This window comes from Kitasatospora sp. NPDC127067 (genome assembly GCF_042724755.1).
Lineage (GTDB): Bacteria > Actinomycetota > Actinomycetes > Streptomycetales > Streptomycetaceae > Kitasatospora > Kitasatospora lactacystinica.
This window is the reverse complement of the sequence record NZ_JBHXEM010000038.1, coordinates 35,339-57,882: the sequence shown is the minus strand read 5'-3', so window position 1 is coordinate 57,882 and position 22,544 is coordinate 35,339. Positions and strand designations below refer to the sequence as shown.

The 22,544-nt window shown below is 72.9% G+C and carries 18 protein-coding genes; 14 read left to right on the top strand and 4 right to left on the bottom strand.

The window, feature by feature from the left end; genetic code table 11:
* Positions 1 to 326: 326 nt before the first annotated feature.
* On the bottom strand, positions 327 to 1,667 hold the full coding sequence (gabT, locus tag ACFWJ4_RS18025) for a 4-aminobutyrate--2-oxoglutarate transaminase (protein WP_380545002.1): 1,341 nt from the start codon (positions 1,665 to 1,667) through the stop codon (positions 327 to 329).
* A 245-nt stretch (positions 1,668 to 1,912) separates the two neighbouring features.
* Between gabT and ACFWJ4_RS18020 the strand changes: the two genes are divergently transcribed.
* The 3 genes from ACFWJ4_RS18020 (at position 1,913) to ACFWJ4_RS18010 (ending at position 7,376) form a co-directional block, all read left to right on the top strand.
* Complete coding sequence (locus tag ACFWJ4_RS18020) at positions 1,913 to 3,985, top strand: ATP-binding protein (protein ID WP_380544999.1); 2,073 nt, start codon at positions 1,913 to 1,915, stop codon at positions 3,983 to 3,985.
* 153 nt (positions 3,986 to 4,138) lie between these two features.
* Positions 4,139 to 5,707 carry a PucR family transcriptional regulator gene (locus ACFWJ4_RS18015; RefSeq protein WP_380544996.1) on the top strand — a complete coding sequence of 523 codons (1,569 nt, stop codon included), beginning with the start codon at positions 4,139 to 4,141 and terminating at the stop codon, positions 5,705 to 5,707.
* A gap of 226 nt (positions 5,708 to 5,933) precedes the next feature.
* A complete protein-coding gene (locus ACFWJ4_RS18010; protein ID WP_359909180.1) occupies positions 5,934 to 7,376 on the top strand; it encodes an aldehyde dehydrogenase family protein in 1,443 nt (480 codons plus the stop codon).
* 89 nt (positions 7,377 to 7,465) lie between these two features.
* On the opposite strand, the gene ACFWJ4_RS18005 is transcribed toward ACFWJ4_RS18010, so the two are convergent.
* Positions 7,466 to 8,134 carry an NAD(P)-binding oxidoreductase gene (locus tag ACFWJ4_RS18005; protein ID WP_359909177.1) on the bottom strand — a complete coding sequence of 223 codons (669 nt, stop codon included), beginning with the start codon at positions 8,132 to 8,134 and terminating at the stop codon, positions 7,466 to 7,468.
* Positions 8,135 to 8,279: 145 nt separating this feature from the next.
* Here ACFWJ4_RS18005 and dxr point away from each other — a divergent pair, with 145 nt between their 5' ends.
* The 5 genes from dxr to ACFWJ4_RS17980 all read left to right on the top strand — a co-directional run bounded on the left by dxr (position 8,280) and on the right by ACFWJ4_RS17980 (position 13,940).
* The gene (gene dxr, locus ACFWJ4_RS18000) at positions 8,280 to 9,521 is read left to right on the top strand and encodes a 1-deoxy-D-xylulose-5-phosphate reductoisomerase (protein WP_380544993.1); all 1,242 of its coding nucleotides are present in this window, start codon (positions 8,280 to 8,282) and stop codon (positions 9,519 to 9,521) included.
* Positions 9,522 to 9,601: 80 nt separating this feature from the next.
* Entirely contained in the window at positions 9,602 to 10,906 is a 1,305-nt protein-coding gene (locus tag ACFWJ4_RS17995; protein ID WP_380544990.1) for a M50 family metallopeptidase, read from the top strand.
* A 143-nt stretch (positions 10,907 to 11,049) separates the two neighbouring features.
* Positions 11,050 to 12,210, top strand: a complete 1,161-nt coding sequence (gene ispG, locus ACFWJ4_RS17990; protein WP_359909168.1) for a flavodoxin-dependent (E)-4-hydroxy-3-methylbut-2-enyl-diphosphate synthase — start codon at positions 11,050 to 11,052, stop codon at positions 12,208 to 12,210.
* 214 nt (positions 12,211 to 12,424) lie between these two features.
* Entirely contained in the window at positions 12,425 to 13,300 is an 876-nt protein-coding gene (locus tag ACFWJ4_RS17985; protein WP_380545025.1) for a GNAT family N-acetyltransferase, read from the top strand.
* A 91-nt stretch (positions 13,301 to 13,391) separates the two neighbouring features.
* Positions 13,392 to 13,940: a GNAT family N-acetyltransferase gene (locus tag ACFWJ4_RS17980; protein ID WP_380544988.1), complete on the top strand. Its 549-nt coding sequence runs from the start codon at positions 13,392 to 13,394 to the stop codon at positions 13,938 to 13,940.
* Between the two features lie 35 nt (positions 13,941 to 13,975).
* On the opposite strand, the gene ACFWJ4_RS17975 is transcribed toward ACFWJ4_RS17980, so the two are convergent.
* Positions 13,976 to 14,890: an aminoglycoside phosphotransferase family protein gene (locus ACFWJ4_RS17975; RefSeq protein ID WP_380544985.1), complete on the bottom strand. Its 915-nt coding sequence runs from the start codon at positions 14,888 to 14,890 to the stop codon at positions 13,976 to 13,978.
* Between the two features lie 84 nt (positions 14,891 to 14,974).
* The gene (locus ACFWJ4_RS17970) at positions 14,975 to 15,898 is read right to left on the bottom strand and encodes a ferritin-like domain-containing protein (protein ID WP_380544982.1); all 924 of its coding nucleotides are present in this window, start codon (positions 15,896 to 15,898) and stop codon (positions 14,975 to 14,977) included.
* Between the two features lie 283 nt (positions 15,899 to 16,181).
* Between ACFWJ4_RS17970 and rimP the strand changes: the two genes are divergently transcribed.
* The 6 genes from rimP (at position 16,182) to rbfA (ending at position 22,543) form a co-directional block, all read left to right on the top strand.
* Positions 16,182 to 16,718, top strand: a complete 537-nt coding sequence (gene rimP, locus ACFWJ4_RS17965) for a ribosome maturation factor RimP (RefSeq protein ID WP_380544979.1) — start codon at positions 16,182 to 16,184, stop codon at positions 16,716 to 16,718.
* Positions 16,719 to 16,773: 55 nt separating this feature from the next.
* A complete protein-coding gene (gene nusA, locus ACFWJ4_RS17960; RefSeq protein WP_359909154.1) occupies positions 16,774 to 17,775 on the top strand; it encodes a transcription termination factor NusA in 1,002 nt (333 codons plus the stop codon).
* A gap of 127 nt (positions 17,776 to 17,902) precedes the next feature.
* Positions 17,903 to 18,145, top strand: coding sequence for a YlxR family protein (locus tag ACFWJ4_RS17955; RefSeq protein WP_359909151.1), 243 nt, complete (start codon positions 17,903 to 17,905; stop codon positions 18,143 to 18,145).
* A 229-nt stretch (positions 18,146 to 18,374) separates the two neighbouring features.
* Positions 18,375 to 21,500, top strand: a complete 3,126-nt coding sequence (gene infB / locus ACFWJ4_RS17950) for a translation initiation factor IF-2 (RefSeq protein ID WP_380544976.1) — start codon at positions 18,375 to 18,377, stop codon at positions 21,498 to 21,500.
* A gap of 152 nt (positions 21,501 to 21,652) precedes the next feature.
* Positions 21,653 to 21,949, top strand: coding sequence for a DUF503 domain-containing protein (locus tag ACFWJ4_RS17945; RefSeq protein WP_030311386.1), 297 nt, complete (start codon positions 21,653 to 21,655; stop codon positions 21,947 to 21,949).
* 153 nt (positions 21,950 to 22,102) lie between these two features.
* Entirely contained in the window at positions 22,103 to 22,543 is a 441-nt protein-coding gene (gene rbfA, locus ACFWJ4_RS17940) for a 30S ribosome-binding factor RbfA (protein WP_359909144.1), read from the top strand.
* Position 22,544: the final 1 nt, after the last annotated feature.

The window sequence follows — 22,544 nt, the reverse complement described above, 5'->3', positions numbered from 1 at the left end:
CCGGCCTGGTCGTCCTCGTGCGGCACCCGCGCGACCGGCCCCGGAAGGGGCCCCGCGGACGGCCGCGCCAACGGCTGAGGCTCGCTGTCCATCTGCGATGACACTACGTCAACAGCCCTTCCGCGCCGAGCGCCTTCAGCGATTCCGCACACCATCTTCACCCCGCGCCGGGCAACCTCCGGGGCACCCCGTCGATCATGCCCGGACCGCCCGCGCGGCACGCCGGAAACCGAACGGCCCGTGCGGACCAAGAGGTCCCCACGGGCCGTTCAGCGCTGTCCGGACAACCCTCCGGCGGGGGTTCACGACCTGACGGGCGACACCGCTCAGAGGGCGGCGAACGCACCCTCCAGGATGTCCAGGCCCTCGGTCAGCAGGTGCTCCGGCATGACCAGCGGCGGCAGGAAGCGCAGCACGTTGCCGTAGGTGCCGGCGGTCAGCACGACCAGGCCCTCGGCGTGGCAGGCCTTGGCGAGGGCCGCGGTGGCCGCCGCGTTCGGCTCCTTGCCGCCCGGCAGCACCAGCTCGACGGCGATCATCGCACCGCGGCCGCGGACCTCACCGATGATCTCGTACTTCTCCTGCATGGCCCGCAGGCGGCCCAGCATGATCTCGCCGATCCGCTGCGCCTTGCCGTTGAGGTCCAGCTCCTTCATGGTCTCGATGGCGCCCAGCGCGGCGGCACAGGCCACCGGGTTGCCACCGTAGGTGCCACCCAGACCACCGGTCTGCGCGGCGTCCATGATCTCGGCGCGGCCGGTCAGCGCGGACAGCGGCAGACCGCCGGCGATGCCCTTCGCGGTGGTGATCAGGTCCGGGACGATGCCCTCGTCCTCGCACGCGAACCACTGGCCGGTGCGGCAGAAACCGGTCTGGATCTCGTCCGCGACGAACACGATGCCGTTCGCCTTCGCGAACTCCACGATCGCCGGCAGGAAGCCCTTGGCCGGCTCGATGAAGCCGCCCTCGCCCTGGATCGGCTCGATGATGATCGCGGCGACGTTCTCGGCACCGATCTGCTTGTTGATCGCGTCGATCGCCTGGGCCGCGGCCTCGGCGGCGGCGTTCTCCGCACCGGTCAGCCAGCGGTACGGGTAGGCCACCGGCACCCGGTAGACCTCGGGCGCGAACGGACCGAAGCCCTGCTTGTACGGCATGTTCTTCGCCGTCAGCGCCAGGGTCAGGTTGGTGCGGCCGTGGTAGCCGTGGTCGAACACCACGATGGCCTGGCGCTTGGTGTAGGCGCGGGCGATCTTCACCGCGTTCTCGACGGCCTCGGAACCCGAGTTGAACAGCGCGGTGCGCTTCTCGTGGTCACCCGGGGTCAGCTCGTTCAGCTGCTCGGCGACCGCCACATAACCCTCGTACGGGGTCACCATGAAACAGGTGTGCGTGAAGTTGCCCAGCTGCTCGGTCGTCCGGGCCACCACGGCCTCGGCGCTGTTGCCGACGTTCGTCACGGCGATGCCGGAACCGAAGTCGATCAGCGAGTTGCCGTCCACGTCCTCCAGCACGCCGCCGTTGGCACGGGACACGTACACCGGCAGGGTGGTGCCGACACCGGCCGCCACCGCACCCAGCTTGCGGGCGTGCAGCTCCTGCGACTTCGGACCGGGGATCGCGGTGACCAGGCGGCGCTCCTGCGGGAGCGGCGTTGCGGCGCTCATGGGGTATCTCCAGACTTCTCGGCTCGGTGCTTCGCAGGCTACGGCCGCCCTCCCCACCCGGGCACGCGCCACTCGGTAGCAGTGCGCCATCCGACTTGTCCGGCACGGCCAGCGCGGGCGGCACGACTACCCGCAGGCCACGCTCCACTACCCTGAGCGCGGGCGTGTCGCCGGTACGGCGGCATGGGTATGGCGGCACCGACGGCGGTCGGGCCGGGCGGGCGGGCGAGGGAGCGGGGCCGTACATGGCACAGGACGGGGCACACCACCACGGCGAGCACACCACCACCAGCCCCCCGAGCCCCTTGCCCCACCAACGCCCCGGCGGGGGCACCTCCCCCTTCGACCTCGCCGCCTGGGCCTGCGCCCCGCGCCCCGACGCCGAACCGGGCGTCTACCGGCTCGGCTACCGCCGCCTCGACCCGGAGCGGGCGGAGGCGGCCAAGGTCGCCACCTGGCCGCTGCTGCTGCGGGCGGGGCTGAACGCGGTGGTGGCGTGGCCGGCCTTCGTCTACGGCACTCAGCTCGTGCTCCACCTGATCGTGATTACCGTCTGGGTCGAACACCCCACCGAGACCCTCGTGACTGCTGTCGGGCTGTCGGTGAACGTGTTGGTGGCTGCGGCCGTCATCAAGTTCTTCGGCCGGATGGGCCGCTGGCCCGAGGTGTGGCGTCGTTACGTCACGCCGCTGTTGTCGCGCACGGTGACGCAGGAGCGGCCCGTCGAGGAGGATGCCCCGGGGGCGGCCGAGGGACTGCGGGGGCAGGATCCGTGGGACGGGCTGCGCCGGGGCGGTGCGGTCGGGGCGGCGGCCCGGCTGGACGGCGAGGCCGTGGGGGATGTCGACTACGTGCGGATCCGGCGTGCCTGGGAGTCCGCCCAGGCGGACCCGGTGTTCGTGCTCGCCTTCGCCGAGCAGGTGGCCTCGCGCGGTGCGGCGGCCTTCGCCCATCCTTCCGAGTCGCGCGAGCTGCCCGGCCGTGCCGAGCGGCACGATCTGCTGCTCGGCCAGGTCCGGCTGGGCACCGCGCAGGACGTCCCGAAGAACCCGTTGGGCCACCGGGCGGCCGGTTTCGCGCTGGACCCGGCGGTGCTGGGCACGTCGCTGCTGGCGGTGGGCCCGGCCGGTACGGGGAAGACGGCGCGGCTGGCCCGGCCGGTGGCGGAGGCGTTGTGCCTGCAGGCGTTGTCGGGTACGGCCTGTGCGGTGGTGGTCGGGGCGGCGGACGCCGATCTCGGCCCGGACTCCTGGTACGACGTGGTGATCACGCCCGGCGATCCGTCCTCGCTGTACGGGCTGGACCTCTACGGTGCCGCACGGGACCCCGACGAGGCGGCCGCCCGGCTGGCCGAGGCGTTGCTGCCGGACGAGCTGACCGCCCGCGCGGAGCACGCCCGGACCGCGTTGCAGCAGGTGGTGGGACCGTTCCACGCGGCGTACGGCCGTTACCCGGGGGTGCGGGAGCTGCGGGCGCTGCTGGCGGGTGAGCCGGATGTGCTGGCGCCCCTGGTGAAGGCGCTCGGGGTGGCCGGCCGGCTGGCCGTCCACGAGCGGGACCTGGAGCACCGGGAGCGGCAGCGCGACCGGGCGGACGATCCCGGGGCGCTGCTGGCGGACCGGCTGGCGCTGTTGGAGCGGCCCGCCTTCGAGGGTGCCTTCGCGACCGACGGGACCGGTCGGCCCCCGTTCGCGATGCGGGTGCTGGACCATCCGCTGCGGGTGCGGGTGAAGCTGCCCGAGCGGAGTCACCCGGAGGCGGCGCGGATGCTGTCCCGGCTGGTGGTGGGGCAGTTCGTGCAGGCGGCCGGGGCCCGCGAGGACCGTTCGCTGTTCGCGGGCCTGGTGGTGGACGACGCCTCGGCGGCGCTGGACGCCACCGCGGTGCGCGGCCTGCAGCGGATGCGCGGGGCGAACGCGGGCGCGGTGCTGTTGCTGCGGACGCTGGTGGACCTGCCGGAGGCGCTGCGGGCTCCGCTGTTCGGCGCGGTCGGTTGCCGGATGGCGTTCCCGGGGATCGCGCCGTGGGACGGGAAGCTGTTTTCGGAGGCCTGGGGGACGCACCTGGTGCAGGAGACCGCGGTCACCCACACCCCCGACACCTCAGGTGGGGTGATACGGCGGGCCGGGCGGGTCGGGCGGAAGGCGTTGTCGGGGACGACGGCGCAGACGGAGTCGGTGACGACGCGGGACGTGGAGCGGCTGCGGTGGTCGCCGTCGGATCTGGCGCACGCGCTGCCGGCGGGGCATGCGGTGGTGTCGTTGACGGCGGTGTCGGGGGAGCAGGTGCCGCCGTTGCTGGTGGATCTCCGGGGTTGACGGCGGGCTGCCGGGGAAGTCGCCTTCGAGGTGGATTCGGCAGTGCGGGTTGTCCGGGGCGTCCATAATGAAGGGGAGAGACCCTCACCAGTCCCACGTCCCTCTCCTCGCCCGGCCGCAACGGCGCGGTCAGGTCGATCCTTCGAAGGTGCCATGCCCCCCACACTCGCCTCCGTCGTCCGTAACACGTCGCTCCATCTGACGGTTCTCGCCGGTGCGGATCACCTGGAACGTCCGGTCCGCTGGGTGCACACCAGTGAGCTGGACGACCCGACGCCGTTCCTGGAGGGTGGCGAGCTGCTGCTCACCACCGGTATCAAGCTGGGCCGTACGGCGGCGCAGTTGCAGGCGTATGTGCACCGGTTGGCCGACGCGGGGGTGGTCGGGCTGGGGCTGGGGGTGGGGTTGTCGCACACGGAGGTGCCGCAGCCGCTGGTGGACGCGGCGGCGCAGCGCGGGCTGCCGTTGTTGCGGGTGCCGGAGCCGACGCCGTTCATCGCGATCAGCAAGGTGGTGTCGGCGGCGCTGGCCGCGGAGCAGTACGAGGCGGTGACGACCAGCTTCGAGGCGCAGGAGGAGCTGACCCGGGCGGCGCTCGGCAAGGACGGTACGACGGCGGTGGTGCGTCGGCTGGCGGCCCGGTTGGGGGGTTGGGCGGCGCTGTACGACGGGTCGGGCGCGCTGTCGGTGGTGGCGCCGGACTGGGCGGCGCGCCGGGCGGGGCGGCTGGCGGCGGAGGTGGACCGGCTGCGTCGGCGGCCGGCGCCGTCGAGTGCGGCGTTGCAGGGGCGCGCGCCGGGGATAGACACGGCGGACGAGGACTATGTGGTGGTCCAGTCGCTGGGGGCGGACCGGCGGGCCCGGGGCTTCCTGGCGGTCGGGACCGAGGACCGGATCACGCCGACCGAGCGGTATGTGCTGAACGCGGCGGTGGCGCTGCTGACCCTCACCCTGGAGCGGTCGCGGGAGCTGCGGCAGGCCGAGGAGCGGATGGGCGCGGCGCTGTTGCGGATGGTGCTGGCCGGTGAGGTGGCGACGGCCCGCCAGGTGGCGGTGGGGCTGTTCGGGGGGCTGCCGGAGGGGACGATACGGGTTCTGGTGGCCGGGGCGGGGTCGGCGAACGCGGATGCCGCGGAGGCGCTCGGGGAGCTGGGCGACCGGGCCGAGCAGGCGGGCGCCCGGGTGGGGGAGAAGCTGCTGGTGGCGCGGGAGGACGGTGCGCACGGGCAGCGGCTGATGGTGCTGGCGTTGGACAACGGCGCGGTGCACCGGGCTTGTCTGGGCACGGTGGAGGAGCACGAGGGCCTGTCGTTGGGTGTCTCGGCGCCGGCCGCGCTGGAGGAGGCCGGGACGGCGCACGCGCAGGCCGAGCGGGCGTTGGCGGTGGCGTTGCGCGGTGGCCGCCGGTCGGTGGACCACGAGGAGGTCGGCGCGGGGTCGCTGCTGCCGCTGTTGGGCGAGGACGCGGTGACGGCCTTCGCGGAGGGGTTGCTGAGGCCGTTGCGGGAGCACGACCGGACGGCCCGCGGGGATCTGGTGGCGTCGTTGCGGGCGTGGTTGTCCCGGCACGGCCAGTGGGACGCGGCGGCGGCGGACCTGGGGGTGCACCGGCACACGCTGCGCTACCGGATGCGCCGGGTCGAGGAGCTGCTTGGGCGCTCGCTGGACGACACGGACGTGCGGATGGAGCTGTGGCTGGCGCTGCGTTCCGGCGAGGAGTGACGTACGGGGTGGCACGCGCGGTTCACACGGCGGACGAGGCGGGCGGCGGGCGGCGGGCGAGGCTCCGGCGGGACGCGGACCGCGCTCCGGTAGGACGTGGTGGAGTGGCCCCGGGGGCGAACGCTCCTAGTCGGCCAATCCGGTCGGCGCGCCGCCCCGCCTACCCTCAAATCCGGGTCCCACGTCCGTGGGCCGTAGGACAGACGAGGAGAGGGTCGGTACCACGGTGACCACCACGTACGATTTCTGGCTCGCCGGCCGCCGGGCGAGCGGTGACGCCGACTTCGAGGTGCACAACAGCTGGGACGGCCGTCTGGTCGGCAGGGTGAGCATCCCGACCGAGGCCCAGGTCGAGGAGGCGCTGGACGCCGCCGTCGCCGCGCTGCCGGTGTTCGCCGCCACTCCGGCGCACCAGCGTGCCGCCGCCCTGGACCACGTGGCCAAGCGGCTGACCGAGCGCACCGAGGAGCTCGCCCAGCTGGTCAGCGCCGAGAACGGCAAGCCGATCAAGTGGGCCCGCGGTGAGATCGGCCGTGCGGTGTCGGTCTTCCGCTGGGCCGCCGAGGAGGCGCGTCGCACCAACGGCGAGACCATGCGCCTGGACACCGACCCGGGCGGCGTGGGCCGCTTCGCGGTGGTGCGCCGTTTCCCGCGCGGCGTGGTGCTCGGGATCGCCCCGTTCAACTTCCCGCTGAACCTGGTCGCCCACAAGGTCGCCCCGGCGATCGCGGTCGGTGCCCCGATCATCCTGAAGCCGGCTCCGTCGACCCCGCTGTCGGCGATGGTGCTGGGCGAGATCCTGGCCGAGACCGACCTGCCGGTCGGCTCCTGGTCGATCCTGACCGTGCCGAACGACCGGATGCCGGCCCTGGTGCAGGACGAGCGCCTGCCGGTGATCTCCTTCACGGGTTCGGACAAGGTCGGCTACCAGATCATGGACTCGGTGCCGCGCAAGCACTGCACCCTGGAGCTCGGCGGCAACGCCGCGGCCGTGGTGCTCGCCGACTGGTCCTCGGAGGCCGACCTGGACTGGGCGGCCACCCGGATCGCGATGTTCGCGAACTACCAGGGCGGCCAGTCGTGCATCTCGGTGCAGCGGGTGATCGCCGACGCCTCGGTGTACGACGCGCTGGTGGAGAAGGTCGTCGCGAAGGTCAAGGCGCAGGTCACCGGTGACCCGGGCGACGACGCGACCGACGTCGGCCCGCTGATCGACGAGAACGCCGCGAAGCGCGTCGAGTCCTGGGTCGAGGACGCGGTCGCCAAGGGCGCCAAGGTGCTCACCGGCGGCTCCCGCGAGGGTGCGACCTACGCCCCGACCGTGCTGGCCGACCTGCCGGGGGACGCCATCCTGGCCAAGGCCGAGGTGTTCGGCCCGGTGCTGTCGCTGCACAAGGTGGACGGCGTGGACGAGGCCTTCGCGGCGGTCAACGACTCCGCGTTCGGCCTTCAGGCGGGTGTGTTCACCCACGACCTGCAGACCGCCTTCCGCGCCCACCGGGAGCTGGAGGTCGGCGGTGTGATCATCGGCGACGCGCCGTCCTACCGCGCCGACCAGATGCCGTACGGCGGCGTCAAGGACTCCGGTGTCGGCCGTGAGGGCGTCAAGTACGCGATGGACGACTACACCGTCGAGAAGGTCATGGTCCTGACCGGCCTCGACCTCTGAGCGACGTCGTGGCAGTGCCGTAGCGCTGCGGTGGGAGGGCCCGGTTCGCCGAACCGGGCCCTCCCGGCGTTTCGCGCCTCCGCGCGGGCTCAGCCGTCGTGCCCGGCGGCCGCGGCGACGGCCTCCTCGACGGCGACGTTCCCGGAGACCAGTTCCAGGGTCAGTCCGGCGGTGCCGGGCTCGTGCAGCAGGGCGGCCAGGACGGCGGCGACGTCGGCCCGGTCGACCGCGCCGCGGTCGACCGAGGGGGCGAGCCGGACCAGGCCGGTGCCGGGGCCGTCGGTGAGCCGCCCGGGGCGCAGCACGGTCCAGTCCAGGCCAGTGCGGGCCCGGACGGCGTCGTCGGCGGCGCCCTTGGCCCGCAGGTAGGTCTCGAAGACCTCGTCGGCGGGGTGGTGCGCCGCGGCGTCGGCGGCCATCGCCGAGACCATCAGGTACCGGCGGATCCCGGCGAGTTCGGCGGCGTCGGCGAGCAGTACGGCGGCGTCCCGGTCCACGGTGTTCTTGCGGGCGGCGCCGCTGCCCGGTCCGGCGCCGGCGGCGAAGACGACCGCGTCGGCGCCGGTCAGCAGTCCGGCGAGCTGCGTGGCGGTGGCGGCCTCCAGGTCGAGCAGCAGTGGTTCGGCGCCGGCGTCGACGAGGTCCCGGGCCTGTTCGGGGCGGCGGATGATGCCGGCGGGGCGTTCGCCGCGGGCGGCGAGCAGCCGTTCCAGTCGGAGCGCGATCTGTCCGTGGCCCCCGGCGATGACGGTACGCATGGTTCCGACGGTAGTCCGGGACGGGCCGGGCGGCCCGGGGAGGTCCTGGGCGGTGCCGCGGACAGGACACAAGAAGTCCGGGGCGGTGCCGCGGACAGGACACAAGAAGTCCGGGGCGGTGCCGCGGACAGGACACAATGGGCGCATGACTTCGCTCGCCCACCCGCAGCTGCGCTTCACGCCCACCGTGGCGGACCCCTCCGGCCCCCGGGAGCTGGTGATCCTGGGTTCCACCGGTTCGATCGGCACCCAGGCGATCGACGTGGTGCTCCGCAACCCGGACCGCTTCCGGGTGGTCGCGCTGTCGGCGGCGGGCGGCCGGGTGGAGCTGCTCGCCGAGCAGGCGGTGCGGCTGGGCGTGCACACCGTGGCGGTGGCCGATCCGGCGGCCGAGCCGGCGCTGCGCGAGGCGCTGGCCGCGAAGGCGGCGGGCGGTCCGCTGCCGACCGTGCTGGTGGGTCCGGACGCGGCGACCGAGCTGGCCGCCCTGGAGTGCCACTCGGTGCTGAACGGCATCACCGGTTCGATCGGCCTGCGGCCGACGCTGGCCGCGCTGGAGGCGGGCCGGGTGCTGGTGCTGGCCAACAAGGAGTCGCTGATCGTCGGCGGTCCGCTGGTGAAGGCGGTGGCGAAGCCGGGCCAGATCGTGCCGGTGGACTCCGAGCACGCCGCGCTGTTCCAGGCGCTGGCCGGCGGGACCCGGGCCGAGGTGCGCAAGCTGGTGGTCACCGCCAGCGGCGGCCCGTTCCGCAACCGCACCCGGGAGCAGCTGGCCGGGGTGACTCCGCAGGACGCGCTGGCGCACCCGACCTGGTCGATGGGCCCGGTCGTCACGATCAACTCGGCCACCCTGGTGAACAAGGGCCTGGAGGTGATCGAGGCGCACCTGCTGTACGACGTGCCGTTCGACCGGATCGAGGTCGTCGTCCATCCGCAGTCGGTGGTGCACTCGATGGTGGAGTTCACCGACGGTTCGACCCTGGCCCAGGCGAGCCCGCCGGACATGCGGATGCCGATCGCGCTGGGCCTGGGCTGGCCGGACCGGGTGCCGGACGCCGCTCCCGCCTGCGACTGGACCAGGGCCGCCACGTGGGAGTTCTTCCCGCTGGACGACGAGGCCTTCCCGGCGGTCGAGCTGGCCCGCGAGGTGGGCGCCCTGGGCGCCACCTTCCCGGCGGTCTTCAACGCGGCGAACGAGGAGTGCGTGGAGGCATTTCTGAAGGGCCGCCTCGCTTTCACCGGAATCGTGGACACTGTTGCCAAGGTCGTGGCCGAGCACGGTCAGCGGGACGGCGCCGCGGCGGCGGGAACTTCCCTGACGGTGGAGGACGTCCTGCACGCGGAGGACTGGGCGCGCGCCCGGGCCCGCGAGCTGGCGGCCGGCTGACGGTCGGCCGGCGGTCGGCCAATGGCCCCGATTGCGGTAGGACGAGACGATGAGCGGAGCGGCATGACGGAGGACCAACGGTGGCAACGGTTTTGACGGTGGTCGGCATCCTGGTCTTCGTCATCGGGCTGCTCATCTCGATCGCCTGGCACGAACTCGGCCACCTCTCCACGGCCAAGCTGTTCGGCATCCGGGTGCCGCAGTACATGGTCGGCTTCGGCCCGACCCTCTGGTCGCGCCGGAAGGGCGAGACCGAGTACGGCATCAAGGCGATCCCGTTCGGCGGGTACATCCGGATGATCGGGATGTTCCCGCCGGGCGAGGACGGCCGGATCACCAAACGCAGCAGTTCGCCCTGGCGAACCATGATCGAGGACGCCCGCGAGGCCTCCTACGAGGAGATCCAGGAGGGTGACGAGAGCCGGCTCTTCTACACCCGCAAGCCCTGGAAGCGCATGATCGTCATGTTCGCCGGTCCGTTCATGAACCTGATCCTGGCGTTCGGGCTCTTCCTGACCGTCATGATGGGCTTCGGCGTCAACATGAGCGTGCCGACGGTCAGCTCGGTCGAGAAGTGCGTGGTCAAGGTCGGCCAGCCCCGGGACACCTGCCCGGAGGGCGCCCCGCAGACCCCGGCCGCCCAGGCCGGACTCAGGGCGGGCGACCGGATCCTCTCCTTCGACGGCGACCGGATCCACAGCTACGACCAGCTCCAGGCGGACATCCGCGAGTCGGCCGGCCGGAGCGTGCCGGTCGTGGTCGAGCGGGCCGGGGAGCAGCTCACCCTCAACCCGACCATCGCGGTCAACGACGTCCAGAAGTACGACGGCAACGGCGTCCCGCTCAAGGGCCAGAGCGTCCAGGCCGGGTTCCTCGGATTCACTCCCGCGAGTGGTGTGGTCCGGCTGGGATTCGGGCAGTCGGTCGACCGGATGTACGACATGACCGAGAACGGGGTGAAGTCGCTGATCGCGTTGCCGGGCAAGATCCCGGGGCTGTGGAACGCGGTCGTCGGCGATGCCCCGCGTGATCCGGACTCGCCGATCGGCATGGTCGGCGCCGCCCGGGTCAGCGGCGAGGTCTTCTCGCTCGACATCCCCGGCACCCAGCGGATCGCGTTCTTCGTGAACCTGCTGGCCGGCATCAACCTGTCGCTCTTCCTCTTCAACATGCTGCCGCTGCTCCCGCTGGACGGCGGGCACATCGCCGGCGCGGCCTGGGAGGCGGTCCGGCGCCGGTTCGCACAGCTGTTCCGGCGGCCCGACCCGGGCCCCTTCGACGTCGCCAAGCTGATGCCGGTGGCGTACGTGGTGGCCAGCATCTTCATCGGCTTCACCCTGCTGGTGATGGTCGCCGACCTGGTGAACCCGGTGAAGATCAGTTAGGGCGTTCGGGTACCACGGGTGTGCTGGGCGCCATGACGGTGCCGTACCGTGGAGGCCGGGTGCGCGATCGTCAGCGCGCCCGGCCTCGGCCGTGTCACGGCCGGGCGGTCGACCACACCTCAACCCCGGGGAACCCTGCGCACATGACCGCGATCTCGCTCGGTATTCCGTCCCTGCCGCTCAAGCCGCTGGCCAAGCGCCGTTACTCCCGGCAGATCATGGTCGGCAACGTGCCGGTCGGCGGCGACGCGCCGGTCTCGGTGCAGTCGATGACCACCACGGTGACCTCGGACATCAACGCCACGCTCCAGCAGATCGCCCAGCTCACCGCGTCCGGCTGCCAGATCGTCCGGGTCGCCGTGCCCTCGCAGGACGACGCCGACGCGCTGCCGATCATCGCCAGGAAGTCGCAGATCCCGGTCATCGCGGACATCCACTTCCAGCCCAAGTACGTCTTCGCGGCGATCGACGCCGGCTGCGCGGCGGTGCGCGTGAACCCGGGAAACATCAAGGCCTTCGACGACAAGGTCGGCGAGATCGCCAAGGCCGCCAAGGACGCGGGCGTCCCGATCCGGATCGGCGTCAACGCCGGCTCGCTGGACAAGCGGCTGATGGAGAAGTACGGCCGGGCCACCCCGGAGGCGCTGGTCGAGTCGGCGCTGTGGGAGTGCTCGCTGTTCGAGGAGCACGACTTCCGCGACATCAAGATCTCGGTCAAGCACAACGACCCGGTCGTGATGATCAACGCCTACCGCCAGCTCGCCGCCGCGTGCGACTACCCGCTGCACCTCGGCGTGACCGAGGCCGGGCCGGCCTTCCAGGGCACCATCAAGTCGGCGGTCGCCTTCGGCGCGCTGCTGGCCGAGGGCATCGGCGACACCATCCGGGTCTCGCTCTCCGCCCCGCCGGCCGAGGAGATCAAGGTCGGCAACCAGATCCTGGAGTCGCTCGGACTGCGCGAGCGCGGCCTGGAGATCGTCTCCTGCCCGTCCTGCGGACGCGCCCAGGTGGACGTCTACAAGCTCGCGGAGGAGGTCACCGCCGGGCTGGAGGGCATGGAGGTGCCGCTGCGGGTGGCCGTCATGGGCTGCGTCGTGAACGGTCCGGGCGAGGCCCGCGAGGCCGACCTCGGGGTCGCCTCCGGCAACGGCAAGGGGCAGATCTTCGTCAAGGGCGAGGTCATCAAGACCGTTCCGGAGTCGAAGATCGTCGAGACCCTGATCGAGGAGGCGCTCAAGCTCGCCGAGCAGATGCAGGCGGCCGGCGTCGAGGCGGGTGCGCCGACCGTGGTCGCCGGGGAGTGACCCCCGCGCGGCTTGTGCGGGAGCGGACCCCGCGTAGCTTGTTCTGACAGCCGTAGGTTGTCCTGACCGTACGGGAGCACCCGTGCGGTGCTTTCCGGAAGCGGGGCCGTCCGTTCGCGGACGGCCCCGCGGCCGTAGCCGGGTGGGGCCACGGAGTAGGGTGCGGCCAGAGTCGTCTCAGTGAGGTGCTGTCTCGATGCTCGATCGAGGTGTGATGCTCCCGAGCTCCTTCCAGGCCGCCCGGGCCCTGGCCACCACCCGCGTGCTGGAGCCGCCGGACCTCCCGGACGCCCTGGAGATCCTCCACCGCGACCCGGTCGCCAACGCGTTCGTCGCCACCAGGGTCGAGGCCGTCGGGCTGGACCCGTGGCGGCTCGGCGGGGAGTTGTGGGGCTGGTACGACGGGGACGGCGTGCTGGACGCGCTCTGCTACGCCGGGGCGAACCTGGTCCTCGTCGACGCGGGGTCGGAGGCGGTCGCGGCGTTCGCGGAGCGGGCCCGCCGGCAGGGGCGGCGCTGCTCCTCGATCGTCGGGCCGGCGGCGGCCACGGCGGCCTTCTGGGCGCTGCTGGAGCGCAGTTGGGGGCCGGCCCGGGACGTGCGGGCGCACCAGCCGCTGTTGGCGACCTCGGTGCCGTCGGCGGAGATCGCGCCGGATCCGCTGGTGCGCAGGGTGCGGCGCGACGAGGTCGAGGCGCTGATGCCGGCCTGCGTGGCGATGTTCACCGAGGAGGTGGGGGTGTCGCCGCTGGCGGGGGACGGCGGGCTCCTCTACCAGGCCCGGGTGGCCGAACTCGTGTCCGCCGGGCGGTCGTTCGCGCGGTTCGGGGAGGACGGGCAGGTCGTCTTCAAGGCGGAGATCGGGGCGGTGACGGAGGGGGCCTGTCAGATCCAGGGGGTCTGGGTCGCTCCGGAGCACCGGGGGCAGGGGCTCTCCGAGACCGGGATGGCGGCGGTCCTGGACGTCGCGTTGCGAGAGGTCGCGCCGGTGGCGTCGCTGTACGTCAACGACTTCAACCTGCGGGCCCGGGCCGCGTACCGGCGGGTGGGGTTCCGGGAGGTCGGGGCGTTCATGAGCGTGCTGTTCTGAGGGGGAGGTCCGGGCGGGGCGGGCGCGGTGTGCGAGGTGCTGTTGGGATCTTCGGCCGCGCCGCAGGGCCACGGGTAGTAACGTCCGGAGCATGGATCAGCTGACCGGGGTGACGATCGAGGCCATCGACCTTGCGGCCTGGGCGCCGCAGGCGCTGGAGGTCCAGGCGGTGGCGTTCGGGCTGACGCCCGAGGAGGTCGCGGTCCGGCTGCACATCGTGGGGCGGCACGCCCAGCAGCCGGGGGTGATCGCGCTGGGGGCGATGAGCGGGGGGCAGCTGGTCGGGTTCGGGTACGGGATGCCCAACCAGCGGGAGCACTGGTGGAGCACGGTGATCGAGCCCTACCTGGCCGCCCGCGGGTACGGGGACTGGCTGGACAGGGTCTTCGCCGTCACCGAGCTGCACGTGCTGCCGGAGTTCCAGGGGCAGGGGGTCGGCTCGCGGATCATCCGGACCCTGTGCGAGGCGTCGGGCCTGGACCGGAGCATCCTCTCGGCGATCGACGCGGAGACGCCGGCGCGGCGGCTGTACCGGGCGTTGGGGTACCAGGACCTGGCGCGGGCGGTGCGGTTCCCGGCGACGGACCGGCTGTACGCGGTGATGGGGGCCCGGCTGCCCCTGCGGGGAACCGGGGTCTAGTAGCCCAAGTGCCTTTGGCCTCAAGGGCCTTGGGATCAGAGGGAGTCGGCGAATTCGAGGTGGAGCTCGGCGTCCTCGCGGCGGTCCGCGGCGAGGGCGCGGAGGGCGAGGTCGACGGCCCGGAAGAGGGTCCAGCCGCGCAGGCGCTCCCGGTCGACCTCGAGGGACTCGGCGAGCCGGCCCAGCCGGCGGCGGACGGCCGCGGGGGCGCCGGGGGAGCCGAGCAGGGTGTCGGCGCGGTCCAGGGCGAGACGGGCCAGGTCGTAGGCGCGCTCGCCGGCCAGCGGGCTCGGGTCGACCGCAAGCCAGGGGGCCCGGTCGGCGGCCAGGACGTTGCCGTGATGGAAGTCGCCGTGCAGGAGGAAGGACTCGTCGGCGGAGTCGGCCAGGCTCCGGGCGGTGTCCAGGGCCTCGGCGATCAGCTGCCGCGCTTCGGCGGCGGGGTGGGGGTGTTCCGCGAGGCGGGCGGCGGCGGCGATCCGCTGGGCGGCGGCGGGGAAGGGGTGGCCCTCGGGGAGCTCCGTCCAGAGCCGGTGCAGCAGGCTGGTGGCCTCCAGTGCGGCCTTGGGCTCGGCGAGGGAACGCAGCGGGATCTCGCCGTGGAGGCGTTCGAGCAGGAGGACCCCCTCGGCGGGGACGGCGTCGAGCAGGAGGACGGCTCCGCGGCCCGCCCAGTGGGCGAGGGCGGTGTGCTCCTGGGCGGTCTCGGGGGTGGGCAGGCCGATCTTGAGGACGGCGGGGGAGAGGTCGTCGCGGTGGACGTACGCGACGAGGCTGAGGCTGCCGCCGGGGTCGAGGATCCGTTCGAGCGTGAGGTTCCAGGCGGCGAGGCGGGCGGCGGCCTTCGCGGGGAGGTCGGCCAGCCATTGGCGGCCGGCCTCGCCGTGGGTGGCGGTGACGGTGTTCGTCAGCCAGGTGGGGACGGTGATGGTGGGTTCGGCTCCCGACATGGGTCCATTGTCGGGGTTTGGGAGGGCGGGGGCGCTCGGGAGGGTGCCGGCTTCCGGGCGGGAGGCGGGCGCGGGGGCTCCGGGTCAGCCGGGGGTGCCGGGGAAGGGGGTGGCGGGGGCGCCCCAGTGGTGGGCGCGCAGGGCGGCTTCGCGGAGGGCGGTGGCGGCGAGGAGGCGGTAGGGGGCGGGGACGGCGGTGACCAGGTCGGCGTAGGCGGTGGTCAGGCGGGTTTCCAGGTGGACGGCGAGCTTGGCGGCGTCGGTGGGGGAGGTGACGGGGAAGGGGAGCCGGTAGCCGGCGGCGGCGGGGGTGGGGGCGGCGGTGAGGGTGCCGAGGAGGCGTTGCCAGGCGTCGCGTTGGGCCTGGTGGGCGGCGTGGGTGGTGCGGGCGTCGGCGCGTTGGGGGTCGTCGGGGAAGTGGGCGCCGACGACGCCGTAGCCGTAGACGGCGGCGTGTTCGGCGCTGAGGGCGGCCTGGAGGGCGGGGACGGCGGCGGCTCTGCCGGCGGGGGTGCCTTCGGTGTCGGCGTCGGGGGTCAGGACGGGGGTGGTGTCGCCGAGGGCCGCGGCGTGCAGGGCGTTGGAGGCGGAGACGGAGGCGAGCAGCCGGGCCAGGGGCGGGCCGACCTCGTCGAGGTCGTGGAGGTGGGCCTCGGCGGTCCGGTGCTCCATGAGGGCCAGCTCGGGGAGGGTGGGGAGGGAGCGGTACGGGGTGCTGGTGGGGGAGGGGCTCGCGCTCGGCAGGCCCTGGACGAGGGCGGCGCGGTGCTGGACGGTGTCGTCGCGCAGGGGCTGGAGCAGGGCGGTCCGGGCGCCCGGGACGGTGAGCAGGTTGTCGTAGGCGCCGAGCAGGAGGTCGGTGGCGGCGATCGCGCGCAGGCGGACCGGGGTGTCCGGGTCGCGGGGCGGGGTGGGGTCGGCGTGCCGGTCGCCGACGGAGGCGGTGCAGGCGGTGAGGGTCGTGAGCAGTCCGAGGGCCAGGAGGGTCCGTCGGCTGGGCGGCTGCATCGGGGGCGCTCCGGGCGGGTACGGGAGGACGGCCTCCCCGCCAGCCCTCGTTGGCGTGAATGATTACAGAATCCCCACGTTCCCGGGTCCGGTTCGGGGATGCCGGGCCGGGTGTGAGGTTGCTCGCAGTGGGTGGTGTGCGGGCGGCCGGGGGAGGTCAGGAATCGGTGGTTGGGGGCTTGACCGGATAGGCTTTGGGCCGAGCTGCCGTGATTCCGGTGTGGCACCGGGGGTGCGCGGCGACCTTCTGACAACAGCAGACGCGGCCGAGGAGTCCACCCGGATGAGCACCACCCACACCGACCGGCTGCGAGCGTTGCTGGAGCCGCTGGCCGAGCAGGCCGGACTGGACCTGGAGGACGTCAGGGTCACTCGGGCGGGCAGCCGCCGGCAGGTGCAGATCGACGTCGACACCGACGGCGGTGTGGACATGGACGCCATCGCCGAGTTCAGCCGGGTGGTCGGTGAGGCCCTGGACGAGTCGGACCTGATGGGGGACGACGCGTACTTGCTGGAGGTCGGCTCGCCGGGTGCGGAGCGTCCGCTGGTCCTGCCCCGGCACTGGCAGCGCGCCGAGGGTCGGCTGGCCAAAATCCACCTGGTGGACGGCGGGGAGATCGTCGCCCGGGTGCTGGAGGCCGACGAGGACGGCGCACTGGTCGAGGTGCAGCCGGTGAAGGGGCGCGGCCGTCCGAAGGAGCGCCGTCTGGCGTACGCGGAGGTGACCCGGGCGCGCGTCCAGGTCGAGTTCAACCGCAAGGACGACGAGCTCCTGGACGAGGCCGCGGACTTCGACGAGGGGGAGGACGGCGCCGAGTGACCCCCGGGTGCCGTACGACCATGACGAACGTGACGAAAGACGAGGAGGCGTAGCCGTGGACATCGACATGAGTGCCCTGCGCACGCTGGTCAACGAGAAGAACATCCCTTTCGACCTGCTGGTCGAGTCCATCGAGTCCGCCCTCCTCACCGCGTACCACCGCACCGAGGGCTCGCGCCGCCGGGCCCGGGTGAACCTGGACCGCAAGAGCGGCCACGTCACCGTGTGGGCGATGGAGGACCCGGCGGAGCTGGACGAGGGCGTCGAGCCGAAGGAGTTCGACGACACCCCGAACGGCTTCGGCCGGATCGCTTCCAGCATCGGCATCCAGGTGATGATGCAGCGCCTGCGCGACGCCGCCGACGACCAGACCTTCGGCGAGTACGCGGGCAAGGAGGGCGACATCGTCACCGGTGTCGTCCAGCAGGGCAACGACCCGAAGAACGTGCTGGTCGACATCGGCAAGCTGGAGGCCATCCTGCCGCCGCAGGAGCAGGTCCCGGGCGAGGACTACCGGCACGGCACCCGGCTGAAGTGCTACGTGGTGGCCGTGCGCCGGGGTGTGCGCGGTGCTTCGGTGACGCTGTCGCGCACCCACCCGAGCCTGGTGAAGAAGCTGTTCGCGCTGGAGGTCCCGGAGATCGCGGACGGCAGCGTGGAGATCGCGGCGATCGCCCGTGAGGCCGGCCACCGGACCAAGATCGCGGTCTGGTCGCGCCGCCAGGGCCTGAACGCCAAGGGCGCCTGCATCGGCCCGATGGGCTCCCGGGTGCGCGCCGTGATGGGCGAGCTGCACGGCGAGAAGATCGACATCGTCGACTGGTCCGAGGACCCCCGGGAGATGGTGGCCGCCGCCCTGTCGCCCGCGCGGGTGACCAGCGTGGAGATCGTGGACGCCGCCCAGCGCTCCGCCAGGGTGATCGTGCCGGACTACCAGCTGTCGCTGGCGATCGGCAAGGAGGGGCAGAACGCCCGCCTGGCCGCGCGCCTGACCGGCTGGCGGATCGACATCCGTCCGGACACCGAGGGCCAGGCCGAGGAAGCGCAGGCCCGGTAATCAGTGTCGTCGTCGGCGTCCCCGCCGGTCCTCCGGGTTCGGCGGGGCGGCGCCATGTCGCTTCGGAGGGGTAGACTTGCCTTCGTCTGGCCGGACGCATGTCCGAGCACGCCCGGAACGCACCTGCGTGGGCTGCCGCAAGCGCGCGGCCAAGCACCAGCTGTTGCGTGTCACGGCGGTCGAGGGCGAGTGCGTCCCTGATCCCCGTGGCGCACTCCCGGGCCGGGGCGCTCATCTGCACCCCGATCCGACCTGCCTCGACCTCGCGGTCCGCCGTCGGGCGTTCCCCCGGGCCTTCCGGCTCCAGGGCGCGCTCGACACCGAGCGGCTCCGCGGGTTCATCGGGGAGCGGGCGGGCGAAGCCTCGTAGCAGGGCTGCCTCCCGTGACGGCCGCCGCTCGCGCGGCGGAGAACCACCGCAACAAGCACAGCGCTCGGGAAGCCGCGCGCCGTGCCACCAGTCAGGTACCTCGCGATGTGGAAGTAGGTCGAGATTGCGATGAGCTCTCGATGAGTACGCGATGAGTACGCGATGGGTACGCCCATGAAGTAGCGACAGTCCGGCGGACGAGACCCCCGGACTCATAGACAGGAGTGAAGTGGCTAAGGTCCGGGTTTATGAACTCGCCAAGGAGCTTGGCTTGGAGAGCAAGGCCGTCATGGCCAAGCTCACCGAGCTCGGTGAGTTCGTCCGTTCGGCGTCCTCGACGATCGAGGCGCCGGTCGTGCGCAAGCTGACTGACGCGCTTGGTGTGGCCCCCACTGGTGGTTCCGCCGCCAAGCCGGGCCCGCGGAAGTCCGCGGCGCCCTCCCCCGCTGCCGGCTCGGGTTCCCCGAAGCCGGGGGCCCCGACCCCGGGTCCGCGCCCCAGCGCGACCCCTGGTCCCCGTCCGACCCCGGCTGCCGCCGCGCCTTCCGCGCCGGCCGCCCCCGTCGCCCCGAAGCCGGCCACGCCGGCTCCGGGTGCGCCGACTCCGGGCCCGCGCCCGGCAGCGCGTCCCGCCGCTCCGGCGGCCCCGGCCGCGCCCGCGGCCGAGTTCTCCTCGCCGGCTCCGGCCGGTGACGCCCCGCGTCCGGCCGCCCAGGCCCCGCGCCCCAGCGGCCAGGCCACCGGCGGTGCCCGTCCGGGCCCGCGTCCGGCCGGTCCGCGTCCGGGCAACAACCCGTTCACCTCGGGCAGCGCGACCGGCATGGGCCGCCCCGGCGACCGCCGTCAGGGCGGTCAGGGCGGTGCTCCGCGTCCGGGCGGTGCCCAGGGCGGCGACCGTCCGCGTCCCGGTGGCGACCGTCCGCGTCCCGCCGGTGCTCCGGGTGCCGGTGCCCCCCGTCCGGGTGGTGCTCCGGGTGCCGGTGCCCCCCGTCCGGGTGGTGCCCCGCGTCCCGGTGGCGACCGTCCGCGTCCCGCCGGTGCTCCGGGTGCCGGTGCCCCCCGTCCGGGTGGCGCCCCGCGTCCCGACGGCATGCCGCGTCCGGCCGCGCCGCGTCCCGGTGGTCCGACCCCGTCCGGCATGCCTCGCCCGAACCCGGGCATGATGCCGCAGCGTCCGGCCGGCCCGCGTCCGGGTCCGGGTGGCCGTGGTCCGGGTGGCCCCGGCGGCCGTCCGGGTGGTCCGGGTGCCGGCGGTGCCCGTCCCGGCTTCCAGGGCCGTCCGGCCGGTCCGGGCTCGCGTCCGGCCGGTGGCGGTGGCTTCGGCGGTCCGCGTCCCGGTGGCGGCGCCCCCGGCGGTGGCGGTGGCTTCGGCCCGCGTCCCGGCGGCTTCGGCGGTCGTCCCGGCGGCCCGGGTGCCCGTGGTGGCACGCAGGGTGCCTTCGGTCGTGGCCCGGGCGGTCGCCCGGCTCGCGGTCGCAAGTCGAAGCGGGCGAAGCGCCAGGAGTACGAGGCCATGCAGGCCCCGTCCGTCGGCGGTGTGATGCTGCCTCGCGGCAACGGCCAGACCGTTCGCCTGTCGAGCGGCGCCTCGCTGATGGACTTCGCGGAGAAGATCAACGCCAACCCGGCCGCGCTCGTCTCCGTCATGTTCAACCTCGGTGAGATGGTCACCGCGACCCAGTCGGTCTCCGACGCCACGCTGCAGCTGCTGGCGGACGAGATGGGCTTCGTCCTGGAGATCGTCAGCCGGGACGACGAGGACCGCGAGCTGCTGGAGTCGTTCGACATCGACTTCGGCGCCAACGAGGGCGACGAGGACCAGCTGGCCCCGCGCCCGCCGGTCGTCACCGTCATGGGTCACGTCGACCACGGTAAGACCCGCCTGCTGGACGCCATCCGCAAGTCCAACGTGGTGGCCGGTGAGGCGGGTGGCATCACCCAGCACATCGGTGCCTACCAGGTGGCGACGGTCGTGAACGGCGAAGAGCGCCCGATCACCTTCCTCGACACCCCGGGTCACGAGGCGTTCTCCGCCATGCGTGCCCGTGGTGCCAAGTCCACCGACATCGCGATCCTGGTGGTCGCGGCCAACGACGGTGTCATGCCGCAGACGGTCGAGGCGCTGAACCACGCCAAGGCCGCGGGTGTGCCGATCGTGGTCGCCGTCAACAAGATCGACGTCGAGGGCGCCGACCCGACCAAGGTCCGCGGTCAGCTGACCGAGTTCGGTCTGGTGGCCGAGGAGTACGGCGGCGACACCATGTTCGTCGACATCTCCGCGCGCCAGGGCCTGAACATCGACCAGCTGCTGGAGGCCGTGGTCCTGACCGCGGACGCCTCGCTGGACCTGCGGGCCAACCCCGAGCAGGACGCGCAGGGTATCGCCATCGAGGCGCACCTGGACAAGGGCCGCGGCGCCATGGCGACCGTGCTCGTGCAGCGCGGTACCCTCCGCGTCGGCGACTCGATCGTCGTGGGCGACGCCTACGGCCGCGTCCGCGCGATGCTGGACGAGAACGGCAACAGCCTCGCCGAGGCCGGCCCGTCCCGTCCGGTGCTGCTGCTCGGTCTGACCTCGGTGCCCCGCGCCGGCGACAGCTTCATCGTCGTCGACGAGGACCGCACCGCCCGTCAGATCGCCGAGAAGCGCTCGGCCCGCGACCGCAACGCCGCCTTCGCGCAGCGTCGGGTCCGGGTGTCCCTGGAGGACCTGGACAAGGCCATCGCCGCCGGCTCCATCGAGCAGCTCAACCTCATCATCAAGGGTGACGTCTCCGGTTCGGTCGAGGCCCTTGAGGACGCCCTGGTCAAGCTGGACGTCGGCGAGGAGGTCGAGCTCCGGGTCCTGCACCGCGGTGTGGGTGCCATCACCGAGTCCGACGTGGACCTGGCGATGGGCTCGGACGCCATCATCATCGGCTTCAACGTGCGCGCCGAAGGCCGTGCGCGCGCCGCGGCCGACAAGGAAGGCGTGGACGTCCGGTACTACTCGGTCATCTACCAGGCGATCGAGGAGATCGAGAACGCCCTCAAGGGCATGCTCAAGCCGGAGTACGAGGAGGTGCGCCTCGGCGCCGCGGAGATCCGCGAGGTCTTCCGCTCCTCCAAGTTCGGCAACATCGCCGGTGTCCTGGTCCGCGACGGCATCATCCGCCGCAACGCCAAGGCCCGCCTCATCCGCGACGGCAAGGTCGTGGCGGAGAACCTCTCGATCGAGGGTCTGCGCCGCTTCAAGGACGACGCGACCGAGGTCCGCGAGGGCTTCGAGGCCGGTGTCACCCTGGGGTCGTTCAACGACATCAAGGTCGAGGACATCATCGAGACCTACGAGATGCGCGAGAAGCCGCGCGCCTAGTCGGTGTCAGCCGGGGTCGGTCGACGGGTGGTATTTCCGTCGACCGGCCCCGGTCTCGCTGTGTAGGGTCCGGGAAGTAGTCGGACACAGCGGAGCCGGCCCGGTTCCGGGCTGCTCCCCGAGGCCTTCCAGGTCGGCGAGACCTGTCATACATGTTCGTGGGAACACTCACCTTCGACCTGCTGCTGGGCGACGTCCACTCGCTCAAGGAGAAGCGTTCGATCGTGCGGCCCATCGTGGCCGAACTGCAGCGCAAGTACAGCGTGTGCGCTGCCGAGACCGGGAACCAGGACCTGCACCGCCGGGCCGAGATCGGTCTGGCGGTGGTGGCCGGCGAAGCCGGGTACGTCACCGAGGTCCTGGACAGCTGTGAGCGGTTGGTCGCCGGCCGCCCCGAGGTGCAACTCCTCTCCGCGAGGAGGCGCTACCACAACGACGACGATGAATGAGGCCCGTGGAGCCGGTCGGCGGAAGTCGCCGTTCTCACACGGATCAGGACCGAGAGCGCCCGCAAGGCCGGGCGCGGGCCGGTACTTTGGGGCGTGGGCCCCGACGGGTGCGCAGCTCACCCGGGTACCGGGCCCACTGCACGAGGAGGCAACGTGACCGACACCGCAAGGGCGCGCAAGCTCGCCGACCGCATTCAGGTGGTCGTCGCCCAGACCCTGGAACGGCGGATCAAGGACCCCCGTCTGGGGTTCGTGACCATCACCGACACCCGGGTGACCGGAGACCTGCGCGAGGCCACCGTCTTCTACACCGTCTTCGGTGACGAGACCGAGCGCGAGGCCACCGCGGCCGCGCTGGAGAGCGCCAAGGGCGTGATCCGTTCCGAGGTCGGCAAGATCGGCGTGCGCTTCACGCCGACGCTGACCTTCGTCGCGGACGCGCTGCCGGACAACGCCCGGAACATCGACGACCTGCTCGACCGGGCCCGCACCTCGGACGCCGCCGTGCGCACCCAGGCCGCGGGGGCGGACTACGCCGGCGGCGCGGACCCGTACCGGGTTCCGGCGTCCGAGCGTGACGACGAGGACGAGTAGT

What these genes read in the sequence shown, in the direction of transcription:
- ACFWJ4_RS17985 (WP_380545025.1), top strand. Translation starts at nt 12,425, where the DNA reads ATGCTCCCGAGCTCCTTCCAGGCCGCCCGGGCCCTGGCCACCACCCGC.
- ACFWJ4_RS18020 (WP_380544999.1), top strand. Translation starts at nt 1,913, where the DNA reads ATGGCACAGGACGGGGCACACCACCACGGCGAGCACACCACCACCAGC.
- ACFWJ4_RS17980 (WP_380544988.1), top strand. Translation starts at nt 13,392, where the DNA reads ATGGATCAGCTGACCGGGGTGACGATCGAGGCCATCGACCTTGCGGCC.
- dxr (WP_380544993.1), top strand. Translation starts at nt 8,280, where the DNA reads ATGACTTCGCTCGCCCACCCGCAGCTGCGCTTCACGCCCACCGTGGCG.
- rimP (WP_380544979.1), top strand. Translation starts at nt 16,182, where the DNA reads ATGAGCACCACCCACACCGACCGGCTGCGAGCGTTGCTGGAGCCGCTG.
- ACFWJ4_RS17945 (WP_030311386.1), top strand. Translation starts at nt 21,653, where the DNA reads ATGTTCGTGGGAACACTCACCTTCGACCTGCTGCTGGGCGACGTCCAC.
- ACFWJ4_RS18005 (WP_359909177.1), bottom strand. Translation starts at nt 8,134, where the DNA reads ATGCGTACCGTCATCGCCGGGGGCCACGGACAGATCGCGCTCCGACTG.
- ACFWJ4_RS17970 (WP_380544982.1), bottom strand. Translation starts at nt 15,898, where the DNA reads ATGCAGCCGCCCAGCCGACGGACCCTCCTGGCCCTCGGACTGCTCACG.
- ispG (WP_359909168.1), top strand. Translation starts at nt 11,050, where the DNA reads ATGACCGCGATCTCGCTCGGTATTCCGTCCCTGCCGCTCAAGCCGCTG.
- gabT (WP_380545002.1), bottom strand. Translation starts at nt 1,667, where the DNA reads ATGAGCGCCGCAACGCCGCTCCCGCAGGAGCGCCGCCTGGTCACCGCG.
- ACFWJ4_RS18015 (WP_380544996.1), top strand. Translation starts at nt 4,139, where the DNA reads ATGCCCCCCACACTCGCCTCCGTCGTCCGTAACACGTCGCTCCATCTG.
- ACFWJ4_RS17975 (WP_380544985.1), bottom strand. Translation starts at nt 14,890, where the DNA reads ATGTCGGGAGCCGAACCCACCATCACCGTCCCCACCTGGCTGACGAAC.